This window comes from Sphingomonas sp. LH128 (assembly GCF_000293195.2).
Lineage (GTDB): Bacteria > Pseudomonadota > Alphaproteobacteria > Sphingomonadales > Sphingomonadaceae > Novosphingobium > Novosphingobium resinovorum_A.
Genome location: NZ_ALVC01000464.1, coordinates 1 through 13,743 on the forward strand (window position 1 = coordinate 1; position 13,743 = coordinate 13,743).

The following is a 13,743-nucleotide window of genomic DNA, read 5'->3' on the forward strand; positions in this document are numbered from 1 at the left end:
CCGCCTTGCCGCCGTTGCCGTGAAGCGGCTTGATCACGAGGTCGCCGGGATGGCGCAGGTTGAACGCCTTCACGTCCTCGATCCGGCGGGCGATGAACGTCGGCGGCATGAACCGCGCGTAGTCGAGCACGAAGACCTTCTCCGGCGCATTGCGCACAGAAGCAGGATCATTGACCACCAGCGTCTTGCCCGCGAGCCTTTCCAGCAGGTGCGTCGCGGTGATGTAGCCGAGGTCGAACGGCGGGTCTTGGCGCATCAGCACCACGTCGATGTCTTCGCCAAGGTCGATCAGGCGATACTCGCCGCGCGTGAAGTGATTGCCGTCGACGCGCTGGACGGTGACGGGCGCGCCCCAGCAGGTCAGGCGACCAGCGGCGCCATGCGCGGTGTCATAGGCCAGCGTGCGCACGTCGTAGTGATAGAGGGTGTGCCCCCTCGCCTGCGCGGCGAGCATCAGGGCGAAGCTCGAATCGCCCGCGATCTTGATCGTTTCGAGCGGGTCCATCTGGACGGCGACGCGCAAAGTCATGGCGGATTCGGGCCTTTCGGAGTCGGGGGTACTTTGGTCGGCGGCGGTCTAGCCGCGTTCGCGCCTAGGTGCGACCTCAATCGCGAGTTTTAAGTCCGCGTCAGCCTCCCGGCTGCCAGGCATTGACGATTCGGCGGGGCCAAACCCAAGGCGCGATCAGGATCACGTCGATGCGCTGGTCGTCGCCGGGACGGGCATAGCGGCTCGCTATCAATTGCGCGGCATCGGCCACGCGCCTGAGCCGCCGCTCATCGATGGCCATGGCGAGTTCCGCCTGCGTCGCCCGCCACTTCACCTCGACGAAACAGACCGTGCGGCCGCGCCGCGCGACGATATCCACCTCGCCCTTGCGGGTCTTCACCCGCCGCCCGACCACGCGCCAGCCGGTGAGCCAGAGGTAGAGCGCGGCGATCCATTCCCCGCGCCGCCCATGGCGTTCGGCCCGCTTGCGCCGCTCGCTCATTTGAGTTCGAGTGCCCGGGCATAGAGCGTCTTGCGGTCGAGCCCGGTCGCCTTCGCCACCGCCGCTGCCGCCTGCGATGCCTTGGCGGTGGCCAGGGCATCGCGCAGCAGGGCATCGACGTCCACTTCTCCCAACGGTTCCTCTCCGGGCGGTGCGATCAGCAGCACGATCTCGCCCTTGGGCGGGTGCGCGGCGTAGTACTCCGACAGTTCCTGTGGAGAACCGCTGCGGCATTCCTCGAATTTCTTGGTCAGTTCCCGCCCCACGGCAACCTCTCGCCCCGGCAGCACCGAGGCGATCGCAGCCAGCGACGCGTCAAGGCGCGGCGCCGTATCGTAGAAGATCAGCGTGGCGGGAACCTTACCCAGTTCAGCAAGCATGTCCTCGCGCGCCTTGGCCTTGTTCGGCAGGAAACCGGCGAACAGGAAGCGGTCGTTCGGCAGGCCCGAAAGCGTCATCGCCACTACCGCCGCATTCGGCCCCGGCAGGCTGGTTACCGCGATTCCCCGCTCCCTTGCGGTACGCACGAGGCGATAGCCCGGGTCCGAGATCAGCGGCGTCCCCGCATCGCTGACCAGTGCGACCGGCTCGGCTTCCATCATCGCCAACAGCCGTTCGCGATCGCCCTCTCCGGCATGGTCGTCGTAGCGTACCAGCTTCTTCTTCAAACCGAGGTGATGCAACAGCTTGCCCGTCACGCGGGTGTCCTCGCAGGCGACTGCGGAGACGCCGCGTAGGGTCTCGATTGCCCTCAGGGTAATGTCCCCCAGGTTGCCAATCGGGGTTGCGACTATGTAAAGGCCCGGCAAGAGTGTGTTTTCCATCGGCCAGACTCATGGCCCAGATACCGAGGGAGCGGCAAGCTATGTTCGACCTTAAAGGGAACGGGCGCCTCAATCGTCGCAGTCTTCTCGCCGCGGCCGCCATGGCTCTGGTCGCCGGTTGTACCGTGGTGCCCAAGGCGCCGCAGCCCGGCCCGCCGCCCGCGCCCACGCCTCCTCCCTCGCAGAGCGAACTGCCGGTGGACAAGGACCGTCACAGCATCGCGCTGCTGGTGCCGATGACCGGCGCCAACGCCGGTGTCGGCCAGGCGATCGCCAATGCCGCCAACATGGCCCTGCTCGACACCGCCGCCAAGAACCTGCGCGTGACGACCTACGACACCAGCGCCAACCCGGCCGAGGCCGCCCGCCGCGCGGTGACGGACGGCAACCAGCTGATCCTCGGCCCGCTGCTCGCCGACGACATTCCCGCCGTCTCGGGCATCGCCAAGGCGGCGAAGGTGCCCGTCATCTCGTTCTCCAACGACGAGCAGGCGGCGAACCGCGATGTCCTCATCATGGGCAACCTGCCTGGCCAGTCGGTGACGCGCACGGTGCAGTACGCCCGTTCGCAGGGCATCTCCACGTTCGGCGCGCTCGTCCCGCGCGGCGACTACGGCGACCGTACCAGCGCGGCGCTGCTGCAGGCGGTACGCGCCAGCGGCGGCTCGGTGATCGCGCTGGAACCCTACGAGCGCAGCGCCGCCTCGATCGCCTCGGCCGCCCAGCGGGTGAAGACCAAGGGCGGGTTCGATGCGCTGCTGATCGCAGACAGCGGCTCGCTCTCGGTCCGTGCCGCCACGGCCTTCAAGGGCGCGGCGAAGACGCCCGGCGTGAAGATCCTCGGCACCGAACTGTGGAGCGGCGAGCGCGACGTCAACGCCTCGGCCGCGCTGGCGGGTGCGTGGTATTCGACGGTGTCGGACCAGCGCTTCGCCCAGTTCTCCAAGAGCTACCGTGCGCGCTTCGGCACCCAGCCGTTCCGTATCGCCACGCTCGGCTATGATGCGGTGCTCCTGACCCTTCGCGTCGCGCGCGACTGGAAGCCGGGCACCCGCTTCCCGGTCGACACCCTGCGCGATACCAAGGCGTTCCCTGGCGGCTTCCTCGGCGTGGACGGCGCGTTCCGCTTCACCAGAGGCGGGCTGATCGAGCGTGCGCTTGAAGTGCGCGAGGTCGGCGCGGGGACGATGAAGGTCGTCAGCCCGGCGCCGGTGAAGTTCGGGGAGTAAGGCTCTGCCCACCCCGTCCGGCTAGGCAGCAAGCTGCCAAGCCTTCCGGCCCTCCCGCAAGCGGGCGGGCAAAAACGACATGAACTCCCCTCCCGCTTGCGGGAGGGGTTGGGGGTGGGCCGGTTCCAACACCGCCCTTCAAGCCCTGCGGATAAAGCGCAAACCCCTGCTTGCCCCCACGATTCCGCGCGCCCTATAGTGGCCGCCATGTCCGACGACCTCTTCGACAAGCTCCCCGCCGCCACCGGCGAGTCCTATGACGGTTCCGCGATCGAGGTGCTGGAGGGGCTCGAACCCGTCCGCCGCCGTCCGGGCATGTACATCGGCGGTACGGATGAGCGCGCGCTGCACCACCTTGCGGCCGAAGTCCTCGACAACGCGATGGACGAGGCCGTCGCCGGTCACGCCAACCGCATCGAGGTGACGCTGGAGGACGAACCCGGCACCGCCGGCCGCATCACCATCACCGACAACGGCCGCGGCATCCCGGTGGACGAGCATCCCAAATTCCCGGGCAAGTCGGCGCTGGAGGTCATTCTCTCCACTCTGCACTCGGGCGGCAAGTTCTCCGGCAAGGCCTACGCCACCTCGGGCGGCCTGCACGGCGTCGGCATCTCGGTGGTCAACGCGCTGTCGGTGAAGACGCGCGTGGAAGTGGCGCGCAACAAGGAACTCTACGCGCAGGAATTCTCTCGCGGCGTGACGCTCGGCCCGATCCAGCGTGTCGGCGCAGCGCCGAACCGGCGCGGCACGGCCGTCACCTTCACGCCCGACACCGAGATCTTCGGCGACCAGAAGTTCAAGCCCGCCCGCCTGTTCAAGCTGGTGCGCTCCAAGGCGTACCTATTCGCAGGCGTCGAAATCCGCTGGAAGTGCGCGCCTGCACTCGCGGTGGACGGGGTTCCGGCGGAGGCGACCTTCCAGTTCCCCGGCGGCCTTGCCGACCATCTGGCCGAGCAGATCGGCAGCCGCGAATGCGTAACCACGCAGTTCTTCTCGGGCTCGCAGGACTTTCCCAAGGGCGAGGATGGCTCCGAACAGGGCCGCGTCGAATGGGCGATCGCCTGGCCGCTCTACTCCGACGGCTCGTATTCGTGGTACTGCAACACCATCCCCACGCCCGACGGCGGCACCCATGAGCAGGGCCTGCGCGGCGCGCTGACCAAGGGCATTCGTGCTTTCGCCGATCTCGTCGGCCAGGCCAAGAAGGCCAAGGACATCACGCCGGACGACGTGGTGACCGGCAGTGAGGTGATGCTCTCGGTCTTCATCCGCGACCCGCAGTTCCAGAGCCAGACCAAGGACCGCCTGACCTCGCCCGAGGCCGCACGCATGGTCGAGGCGGCGGTGCGCGACCACTTCGACCACTTCCTCACCGACAACCTCGATCGCGGCAAGGCGCTGCTGGGCTCCGTCATGGAGCGCATGGACGAACGCCTGCGCCGCAAGGCGGAGCGCGAGGTCAAGCGCAAGACCGCCACCAATGCCCGCAAGCTGCGCCTCCCCGGCAAGCTGACCGACTGCTCGGGCGAAGGCCACGGCGAAACCGAACTGTTCATCGTCGAGGGCGATTCGGCAGGCGGCTCGGCCAAGCAGGCGCGCGATCGCAAGACGCAGGCGATCCTGCCGATCCGCGGTAAGATCCTCAACGTCGCATCGGCCACGGCCGACAAGATCCGCGCCAACCAGGAAATCGCCGACCTCGGCCTCGCGCTCGGCTGCGGCACGCGCAAGGACTGCAACGCCGACAACCTGCGCTACGACCGCATCGTCATCATGACCGACGCGGACGTCGACGGCGCGCATATCGCCACGCTGCTGATGACGTTCTTCTTCCAGGAGATGCCGGACATCGTGCGGCGCGGGCACCTCTACCTCGCGCAGCCGCCGCTCTACCGCCTGACCTCGGGCGCGACTTCCGCCTACGCCCGCGACGATGCCCACCGGGCGGAGCTGGAAGCGACGAAGTTCAAGGGCAAGAAGGTCGAAGTCGGCCGCTTCAAGGGCCTTGGCGAGATGAACCCCGGCCAGCTGCGCGAGACGACGATGAGCCCGGACACCCGCTCCCTGATCCGCATCACCCTGCCGCAGGAGAGCGAGGGCCGATTCGCAGTGAAGGATCTCGTCGACCGCCTTATGGGCCGCAATCCCGAACATCGCTTCCACTTCATCCAGAACCGCGCCGGCGACCTCGACCGCGAACTGATCGACGCCTGACGGATACCGCCCGATGAACACCCGTTGACCTTCATCCTGCCTGCCGTCAGCCTGCCCGCGATGGTCAGGCCGGGGGCAGGCAATGAGCGGATGGCGGGGTTTTCTCAGTTTCGTGCTGGCACTCGTTCTGGGTAGCGGCACGGCACATGCGCAGGACGATACCGAGGCTTTGCTCAAGCAGCGTGTCGCGGAGGTCGTCGCGGTCATGCAGGGCAAGCGCGATGCCGCAGAGACTTTCGACGCCCGCTTCCTGAGCGAAGTTCCGGCCGAGCGCCTTCGTGCCCTCACCTCGCAGATCGCGGCGCAGGGCGGTGCGGTGGAAGGATATGCGGACTTCAAGCGCGAACAGCAACGTTCGGCCACCTTCACCCTGAAACTCGCCAATGCCACCGCGCCCGCCCGGATCGAACTGGGACCGGGCGACAAGCCCCTGGTGGCGGGCTTTCGCATCTTCGCGGTGACGCCTGCAGGCGACAGCCTCGACAAGCTGGATGCGGATTTTGCAGCCCTGCCGGGAAAGGCCGGGTTCGCGGTCTATCGCCTCGGTGATGACGCGCCGGTGCTCGCCAAAGGCCGCGAGGTGACGACACCGTTCGCAGTGGGCTCCTCGTTCAAGCTCTACGTCCTCGCGGCGCTGGCGCGGCAGGTGAAGGAAGGCAAGCGGCGCTGGAGCGACGTCGTGCTCGTATCGGGCAAGTCCTTCCCGAGCGGCACCGTGCACACCCTCCCCGACGGTGCGCCGGTGACGGTGCATACCCTCGCCAGCCTGATGATCTCCATCAGCGACAATACCGCGACCGACATGCTGGTGCGCCTTGCCGGGCAGGAGGCATTGGCACGCGAAGTCCGCCTCGCCCGGCACGCAAGGCCCGAGGCGATGGCGCCGATAATGACGACCGCGCAGCTCTTCGCCCTCAAGCGCGGCGGTGATGCGGTCACGGAGCGGTATGCCAGCGCCTCGCCGGAGGAACGTCAGCGCCAGCTCGATGCGCTGGACCTCTCGCGGGTCGCCGAGGCCGATCCCGGCGAAGTCTTCGGTCATGGCCCGGTGGCGATCGACCACATCGAGTGGTTTGCCTCCCCTGCAGACCTTGCAGGGGTGATGGACGACTTGCGCCGCCTCGACAGCCGCGAGGCGTTCGACATCCTCGCCATCAACCCGGCGATGGATAGCGCCACCGCCCGCACGCGGGCCTACGTGGGCTACAAAGGCGGCTCGGAGGACGGCGTGATGAGCATGACCTGGCTGCTGCAGGGCAAGTCGGGAGCGTGGTCGGTGGTGACGGGAAGCTGGAACGATCCGAAGGCGCCGATCGACAACAAACGCTTCGAAGTGCTCATGTTGAGACTGGCGAAGCTGGCCGGCTGACCCGTCGCCACAGCACCGCAAACAACAGGCCTAGCACTAGCGGCATCACCGGGAGGGCAAGGTTCATCGCCAAAGGCCGCGCGAAGGCTGGCGCGGCGAAGGCGAGGAGGATCGCCAGCTTCTCCCACCCGGCGAAGCCGCGGCGCAGCCCCTGCCCCACCAGCCAGAGTAGAGGGAACGCCAGCAGCACCATGTCGTAGTCGAGCACGAAGGGCGTCACCAGCGGCGCTCCGGCGAGGGCGAGGGCGGCCAGTCCCTCGGACCAGCCCCTTCGCCATGCTGCCCGCGCCAACAGGCCCGCTATCACCAGCGCCACCACCGCCTGCACCGCATAGGCAACCGATGTCGCGGCGCCCAGCAGCTTGAGCGCCGCGAAGGGGCTCATCATCTTGGCGTAGCCGACCGCGCCTGCCGCCATGGCCTCCTCGGCGCGGGCACTGGCGGAGAGCCAGCCTGACCAGACCTCGCCACCGAACAGCGGCGCCGAGGCGGCGGCAAGCAGTCCGGCGGTGAGGACGGCTGCGAGGATCGTTCGCCATTGACCGGTGAGCAGCAGCACGATCGGCAGCAGCAGCCCGAACTGCGGCTTGATCGTCGCCAGCCCCAGCAGCACGCCCGCCAGCACCGGCCGCGTGGGTACGAGCCACAATCCAGCCCCGAGCAATCCAGCGACGAGGAACGCCGTCTGGCCATGCGTCATAACGATCGGCACCGCCGGGAACGCGAGGAGCAGCAGCCACAAAGGAACCGGCACCAAAAACCGGTGCCACCACGCCCGCACGCTCGCGACATAGACCGCCCCCGTCGTCACCAGCCATGCGGTGAGCGCAGGGAAGTAGCCCAGCGCACCTAGCGGCCAGCAGAACGGCAGGAATGAGGGTGGGTAGAAGAAGGCGGTGTAACCGCCCTCGGATGCAAAGAAGGCCCTTTGCGCGGCGATATGCGCGGCGCCATCGTACACGTCCGCGCCTGCCCGGAGCATGTGCCCGACCGTCCAGAAGCTGATGAAATCGCTCCCCAGCAGGAAGCCGTTGCGATCAACACCGCCATGCGAACTCGCCACCAGCCAAGCGAGCATCGCGACATTGAGCAGCGCGAGAATCCGCAAGTAAGCGCCGCAACGCGCCGCGCCCAGCCAGTCCATCTTTCGCAGGAAATCGAGCCCCATGCGCTCTGCTCTGCAACGCTCGCGCGGGGAAGTCCATCGCCTGCCCGTCGTATCCGGATCGATATTGCCTTGCAGCATCGCACCCCATAAGGCTTAATCAAACGGTTAAAGTCACAGGATGAGCCGATGCAGCGTTTCGAAGGCACCAGCAACTACGTCGCCACCGAGGACCTCAAGGTCGCCGTCAATGCCGCCGTGCTGCTGCGCCGCCCGCTGCTGGTGAAGGGCGAGCCCGGCACCGGCAAGACCGTGCTGGCCGAACAGATCGCCGAGGCTCTCGATGCCCCGCTCATCACCTGGAACGTCAAGTCCACCACCAAGGCGCATCAGGGCCTGTATGAATACGACGCCGTCGCCCGCCTGCGCGACGGCCAGCTCGGCGATGCGCGGGTGCACGACATCGGCAATTACATCCGCAAGGGCAAGCTGTGGGAGGCGTTCACCTCGCCGCGCCTGCCGGTCCTGCTGATCGACGAGATCGACAAGGCCGACATCGAGTTTCCCAACGATCTCCTCGCCGAACTCGATCGCATGGCCTTCGACGTCTACGAGACCGGCGAGCACGTCGCCGCCGTCGAGCGCCCGATCGTGGTGATCACCTCGAACAACGAGAAGGACCTGCCCGACGCCTTCCTGCGCCGCTGCTTCTTCCACTACATCCGCTTCCCGGACCGCGAGACGATGGAGGCGATCGTCGACGTTCACTTCCCCGGCATCCAGAAGGTGCTGGTGCGCAAGGCCATGGAGATCTTCTACGAACTGCGCGAAGTGCCCGGCCTCAAGAAGAAGCCCTCTACCAGTGAACTGCTCGACTGGCTCAAGCTGCTGATGAACGAAGACATGCCGCTCGACGTGCTCCAGAACAGGGACTCCGCCAAGGCCATCCCGCCGCTGCACGGGGCCTTGCTCAAGAACGAGCAGGACGTGATGATGTTTGAAAGGCTGGCCTTCATGGCCCGGGGAAACCGCTGAGATGACCGCATCCTATTCAGGGCGCTGCAACTGCGGTGCCGTTACCGTCGAAATCACCGCAGAGCCGGTCGCCACCCGTCAGTGCTGGTGCCGCCAGTGCCAGAAGACCGCCGGTGGCGGCCCGACCAACAACGCGATGTTCCCGACCGACGCGGTGACGCTGACCGGGGATCGCGGCGAATTCGTCTACGTCGCCGCCAGCGGCAATACGCTGACGCAGGAGTTCTGCCTGTCCTGCGGCAGTCCGGTCCTTGGCCGATCGAGCGCGCGCCCGCAGTTCCGCACCATTCGCATCGGCCTGCTCGAAGGCGACCATGGCGTGAGGCCCGCGATGGCGATCTGGACCGACGACGCACCGGACTGGGCGGTGATCGATCCGGCGCTGGAACGCTGGCCGCAGCAGCCCCCTGCCCCGGCTCCCACGCCGCAGGACTGATCGGCGGCACCGGGTCATGACCGCAGGGCCGAGCACGCACACCCGTTTCGCCGCGATCCGCGCGCGGCTCGAGGGCTTCACGCCGCGTCCGGGCTGGCGCGCGTGGGTCTACGAGTTCCTGCTGTTCGGCTTCAAACAGGGCTGGGCCTGCCTGTTTGGCGGGCTGCTGCTCGCGCTGCTCCTCGGCACGCACTTGTTCTATCCCGACGATGCGCCGCTCGCCCGATACGATTTCCTGACCATCAGTGCGTTCGCCATCCAGTTGGCGATGCTCGCGCTGCGGCTGGAGACGTTGGACGAAGCCAAGGTCATCCTTGCCTTTCACGTCGTCGGCACCGTGATGGAGCTTTTCAAGACCGCCGTTGGATCGTGGGAGTATCCCGAAACCGCGATGTTGCGTGTGGGCGCGGTGCCGCTGTTCTCGGGCTTCATGTATGCGGCCGTCGGCAGCTACATCGCCCGCGTCTGGCGTATCTTCGACTTCCGCTTCACCGGCTACCCGCGCGAGGGGCTTTCAGTGGTGCTGGCTTTGGCGATCTACGTCAATTTCTTCGCGCATCACTGGCTGCCCGACTTGCGGCTCGCGCTATTCGCCATGCTGGCCCTGTGCTTCGCCCGCACCCGCATCTGGTTCCGTGTCTGGCGGGAGGATCGGTGGATGCCGCTGCTGCTCGGCTGGTTTCTTGTCGCGCTGTTCATCTGGTTCGCGGAGAACCTCGCGACCTTCTCGCACGCGTGGATCTACCCGAGCCAGCGCAGCGGCTGGGCGATGGTCCACTTCGGCAAGCTGGGTGCGTGGTATCTGTTGATGTATATTTCCTTCGTGCTGGTCGCGGCCGTGCATAGGCCGAAGATGCGCGCTCAAGGCCGCAGGGAAGGCGCCCCATGTTCCTGAACTTCATCGACGAACTGCGCAGCGCAGGCATTCCGGCCTCGCTCAAGGAGCACCTCGTGCTGCTGGAAGCGCTCGACAAGGACGTGATCGAGCAGACGCCCGAGGCGTTCTACTACCTCAGCCGCGCCACTTTCGTGAAGGACGAGGGCCTGCTGGACCGCTTCGACCAGGTATTCCGCAAGGTCTTCGAAGGCGTGTTCAGCGACTACGGCCAACAGCCCGTCGAAATCCCCGAGGACTGGCTCAAGAAGCTCGCCGAACGCTACTTCTCGGCCGAGGAGATGGAGGCGGTAAAGGCGCTCGGCTCCTGGGACGAGATCATGGAGACGCTGAAGAAGCGTCTGGAGGAGCAGGAAAAGCGCCATCAGGGCGGCAACAAGTGGATCGGCACCAACGGCACCTCGCCGTTCGGGCACTCGGGCTACAACCCCGAAGGCGTGCGGATCGGCGGGGAAGGCAAGCAGGGCCGCGCGATCAAGGTTTGGGAAAAGCGCGAGTTTGCCAACCTCGACAACACCCGTGAACTCGGCACCCGCAACATAAAGGTGGCGCTGCGCCGTCTGCGCCGCTTCGTCCGCGAAGGCGCGGCGGAGGAGCTTGATCTGGACGCCACCATCGCCGGGACCGCCAAGCAGGGCTGGCTCGACGTCGTCATGCGGCCCGAGCGGCACAATGCGGTGAAGGTCCTGCTGTTCCTCGACGTCGGCGGCTCGATGGACCCGTTCGTCAGGCTGATCGAGGAACTGTTCAGCGCCGCCACGGCGGAGTTCAAGAACATGGAGTTCTTCTACTTCCACAACTGCCTCTACGAAGGCGTATGGAAGGACAACCGCCGCCGCTGGTCGCAGCGCACGCCGACTTGTGACGTGCTCCACAAGTACGGTCACGACTACAAGGTGATCTTCGTCGGCGACGCCGCGATGAGCCCCTACGAGATCAGCCATCCCGGCGGCTCGGTGGAGCACATGAACGAGGAAGCAGGCACGGTCTGGCTGAACCGCGTGGTGCAGACTTATCCGGCGACGGTGTGGCTGAACCCCAGCCCCGAACGGCAGTGGGGCTATTCGGGTTCGACTCGCATGATCCGCGAGATCATGGGCGGAGCGATGTACCCGCTGACGCTGGACGGGCTGGACGCGGCCATGCGTGAGTTGACGCGCAAGAAGGGGTGACCGTCGCCGTCGGCGTGATAGGATCGATACACCAAGGAGATGACCGATGATGACGTTTCTGCTGATGCTCGCTGCCGGCGTGGCAGTTCAGGGTGAAGCCAGCGCTGCCAAAGCTCGTCAGTGCGAATTCAAGGTCGAGCAGGTTTCCGCCAGCACCGGCACGGTAAAGTTCGAGCCCGGCAGGGACGCGCCGATGCTGCTCAGCGCGGTGGAGAAGCGAGTCAACGGCTGCTCCGTGCTCACCGAGGCGGGCACGGGCCGGACCATCGAGCCCCCTGCCGTAACCAACGGCCCCGCCAAAGTGAAGCCGGCTCAGTAAAGCAGCAGGTCCGCGACTCCGGCGCGCCAGGCGGCCTCGTCGCGGGAGGCGATCGAATCGAGATCGGCGGGCGTGGAAGCCGGGTCATCGACCCATTCGCGCAAGGCCGGGCCACCGTTGATGACGTCGATGGCAAGGCGCTCGAATTCATACTCGTACGGGAAGTCGCGCCAGAGCGGATAGTGCGGATAAAGGCGCCTGATCGCCTTGAACGCCAGTGCCTGCAACCGCCACGGACGGAATGCCTGGTGATCATAGAACGCGCCTTCCGCGTGGATCATCAAACCGTTGCACAAGGTCTTGGCGTGCTTGTGGAAGGTCGGCTCGAACCAGCACTCGCGGATCGCGCAGCCCTCCAGCCATTCGGGCGCGAAGGCGCGCATCTTGGCGAGTACCGCCTTGGCATCGATGTCGGGGGCTCCGAACAGGATTTCGAGCGGGCGGGTGGTCCCGCGCCCTTCGGAAACGGTGGCGCCCTCGATCATGACCGTCCCGGCATAGGCGCGGGCCATGTTGAGGTTGGCGGCATTGGGGCTCGGGTTGATCCAGATGCGGTCCTGCGGCCAGCCGAAACCGGGCGCGGACTCGGGCTCCCAGCCCTCCATGGCGATCACGCGGTAATCCACGTTCAGGCCGAAATGGCGGATGAACCAGTGGCCCATCTCGCCAAGCGTCAGCCCGTGGCGCATCGGCATCGGCCCGGCACCGACGAAGCTCTCCTGCCCCGGCAGCAGCGTCGTGCCCTCGACCGGACGTCCGGCGGGGTTGGGGCGATCGAGCACCCAGACGCTCTTGCCCTGCGCGGCGGCCTCTTCGAGCAGGTAGAGCAGCGTAGTGACGAAAGTATAGATGCGGCAGCCCAGATCCTGCAGGTCGAACAGGAACACGTCGGCGGTCGACATCATCTGCCCGGTCGGGCGGCGAACCTCGCCGTAGAGACTGAACACCGGGATGCCGTAAACCGGATCGGTCTCGTCGAACGTCTCGACCATGTTGTCCTGCTTGTCGCCCTTGAGACCGTGCTGCGGGCCGAAGGCGCTGGTCACGTTGACCCCGGCCGCGATCAGGGCATCCAGCGAATGGACCAGTTCCTCGGTCACCGAGGCCGGATGGGCGATGAGCGAAACGCGCTTGCCCTCGAGCGGGGCGCGCAGGGCGGGGTCCGCCAGCAGGCGGTCGATACCGAATTTCATGGCGCGGTGGGTGCCGCAATGGTCGCCGTGAAGCAAGCCGGATCGTGGAAGTCGGGAGCGTCACTGCAATGGGCCAGCGCCCAGTAACTCTTGTGGCCGCCTTGTTCCTCTATCACCGCCGTGAAGCCGCATCGCCACGGCGCAGGCGGCAGCCCGGCGGCGGGGATCGCGGCATCGAAGATCGCCATGTCGGTGCCCTGCCGGATGGTGCACTCGGGTTCGCGCGGCATCGGCCTTTCGGCCATGCCTTCGCGCCGGGCGGTGAAGTCGTAGACGTTCCAGCGCTCGGAGGGAGAAAGGTTGATCTCGGTATAGTCCGGGCCGTCACCCTGCTGGATGAACATCTCGAAGCAGGTGGTCTGCCAAAGTCCGTCCGCCCTGCCCTTGCCAGCGAAAGCCGGTACGACCAGCTTCGCCGCACCCATGATCTTCCAGCGAGCACGCAGCCACTGCGCGTCATGCCCGATGATCCGCGCCTCCACGCTGCGGACGGCGAGCGGAGGATGTGCTGGGTGGAAGGCAAGTTCGGTCATGCCCCTTCGCTATGCGCTGAAATGGCTCCATGGCAATGCGGTTCTGGCGAAACGAAGGAATGCACGCGACAAACCCACCCCCAGCCCCTCCCGCAAGCGGGAGGGGCGCGAGACCAGACGATTTATCGCCTGGTCGCAGCGGGGTGGGCACCGCCGCACCCATCGGCGTTTATTTCCCCCCCTCCTCGTGCTAGGCGCGCGCTTCCCTCAAACCGAAGCGGAACCGATGACCTACAATTCGACCCTGCTGCGCCTCCTCGACGAGCGAGGCTACATTCACCAGCTCACCGATGCCGAGGGCCTTGACGCCATGGCCGGCAAGCAGGTGGTGCCGGGGTATATCGGCTTCGACCCGACGGCGCCTTCGCTGCACGTCGGGCACCTCGTCTCGATCATGATGCTGCGCCAGCTCCAGCGCGCGGGC

At 66.5% G+C, this 13,743-nt stretch carries 13 protein-coding genes and 2 pseudogenes; 9 read left to right on the forward strand and 6 right to left on the reverse strand.

The window, feature by feature from the left end:
* The 3 genes and pseudogenes from LH128_RS28465 to rsmI form a co-directional block, all read right to left on the reverse strand.
* Positions 1-529: pseudogene (locus LH128_RS28465) on the reverse strand (glutathione synthase); the annotation flags it as partial.
* 100 nt (positions 530-629) lie between these two features.
* A complete protein-coding gene (locus tag LH128_RS28470) occupies positions 630-992 on the reverse strand; it encodes a YraN family protein (RefSeq protein WP_008833167.1) in 363 nt (120 codons plus the stop codon).
* Complete coding sequence (rsmI, locus tag LH128_RS28475; protein WP_008833168.1) at positions 989-1,816, reverse strand: 16S rRNA (cytidine(1402)-2'-O)-methyltransferase; 828 nt, start codon at positions 1,814-1,816, stop codon at positions 989-991. Before rsmI ends, LH128_RS28470 begins: the two co-directional genes overlap by 4 nt.
* Before the next feature lie 41 nt (positions 1,817-1,857).
* On the opposite strand from rsmI, the gene LH128_RS28480 reads away from it, so the two are divergent.
* The 3 genes from LH128_RS28480 to LH128_RS28490 all read left to right on the forward strand — a co-directional run bounded on the left by LH128_RS28480 (position 1,858) and on the right by LH128_RS28490 (position 6,631).
* Positions 1,858-3,045 carry a penicillin-binding protein activator gene (locus LH128_RS28480; protein ID WP_008833169.1) on the forward strand — a complete coding sequence of 396 codons (1,188 nt, stop codon included), beginning with the start codon at positions 1,858-1,860 and terminating at the stop codon, positions 3,043-3,045.
* 207 nt (positions 3,046-3,252) lie between these two features.
* On the forward strand, positions 3,253-5,262 hold the full coding sequence (gene parE / locus LH128_RS28485) for a DNA topoisomerase IV subunit B (protein WP_008833170.1): 2,010 nt from the start codon (positions 3,253-3,255) through the stop codon (positions 5,260-5,262).
* Positions 5,263-5,344: 82 nt separating this feature from the next.
* On the forward strand, positions 5,345-6,631 hold the full coding sequence (locus tag LH128_RS28490) for a serine hydrolase (protein WP_008833171.1): 1,287 nt from the start codon (positions 5,345-5,347) through the stop codon (positions 6,629-6,631).
* Here the strand turns inward: LH128_RS28490 and LH128_RS28495 are convergent.
* Positions 6,600-7,799 carry a glycosyltransferase family 87 protein gene (locus tag LH128_RS28495; RefSeq protein WP_008833172.1) on the reverse strand — a complete coding sequence of 400 codons (1,200 nt, stop codon included), beginning with the start codon at positions 7,797-7,799 and terminating at the stop codon, positions 6,600-6,602. The genes LH128_RS28490 and LH128_RS28495 overlap by 32 nt on opposite strands.
* 126 nt (positions 7,800-7,925) lie before the next feature.
* Here LH128_RS28495 and LH128_RS28500 point away from each other — a divergent pair, with 126 nt between their 5' ends.
* Genes LH128_RS28500 through LH128_RS28520 form a run of 5 tightly spaced genes read left to right on the forward strand, consistent with a single transcriptional unit; the run spans position 7,926 to position 11,593 of the window.
* Positions 7,926-8,771: an AAA family ATPase gene (locus LH128_RS28500; RefSeq protein WP_008833173.1), complete on the forward strand. Its 846-nt coding sequence runs from the start codon at positions 7,926-7,928 to the stop codon at positions 8,769-8,771.
* Position 8,772: 1 nt separating this feature from the next.
* The gene (locus LH128_RS28505; RefSeq protein ID WP_008833174.1) at positions 8,773-9,207 is read left to right on the forward strand and encodes a GFA family protein; all 435 of its coding nucleotides are present in this window, start codon (positions 8,773-8,775) and stop codon (positions 9,205-9,207) included.
* 16 nt (positions 9,208-9,223) lie between these two features.
* The gene (locus LH128_RS28510) at positions 9,224-10,102 is read left to right on the forward strand and encodes a DUF817 domain-containing protein (RefSeq protein ID WP_008833175.1); all 879 of its coding nucleotides are present in this window, start codon (positions 9,224-9,226) and stop codon (positions 10,100-10,102) included.
* Positions 10,093-11,274, forward strand: a complete 1,182-nt coding sequence (locus tag LH128_RS28515) for a vWA domain-containing protein (RefSeq protein ID WP_008833176.1) — start codon at positions 10,093-10,095, stop codon at positions 11,272-11,274. The genes LH128_RS28510 and LH128_RS28515 overlap by 10 nt, the downstream gene beginning before the upstream one ends.
* A 46-nt stretch (positions 11,275-11,320) precedes the next feature.
* The gene (locus tag LH128_RS28520; protein ID WP_008833177.1) at positions 11,321-11,593 is read left to right on the forward strand and encodes a hypothetical protein; all 273 of its coding nucleotides are present in this window, start codon (positions 11,321-11,323) and stop codon (positions 11,591-11,593) included.
* On the opposite strand, the gene LH128_RS28525 is transcribed toward LH128_RS28520, so the two are convergent.
* Complete coding sequence (locus tag LH128_RS28525) at positions 11,587-12,786, reverse strand: exo-beta-N-acetylmuramidase NamZ family protein (RefSeq protein ID WP_008833178.1); 1,200 nt, start codon at positions 12,784-12,786, stop codon at positions 11,587-11,589. The genes LH128_RS28520 and LH128_RS28525 overlap by 7 nt on opposite strands.
* A complete protein-coding gene (locus tag LH128_RS28530) occupies positions 12,783-13,319 on the reverse strand; it encodes a DOMON-like domain-containing protein (RefSeq protein ID WP_008833179.1) in 537 nt (178 codons plus the stop codon). The genes LH128_RS28525 and LH128_RS28530 overlap by 4 nt, the downstream gene beginning before the upstream one ends.
* Before the next feature lie 226 nt (positions 13,320-13,545).
* On the opposite strand from LH128_RS28530, the pseudogene LH128_RS28535 reads away from it, so the two are divergent.
* A pseudogene (locus LH128_RS28535) lies at positions 13,546-13,743 on the forward strand (tyrosine--tRNA ligase); the annotation flags it as partial.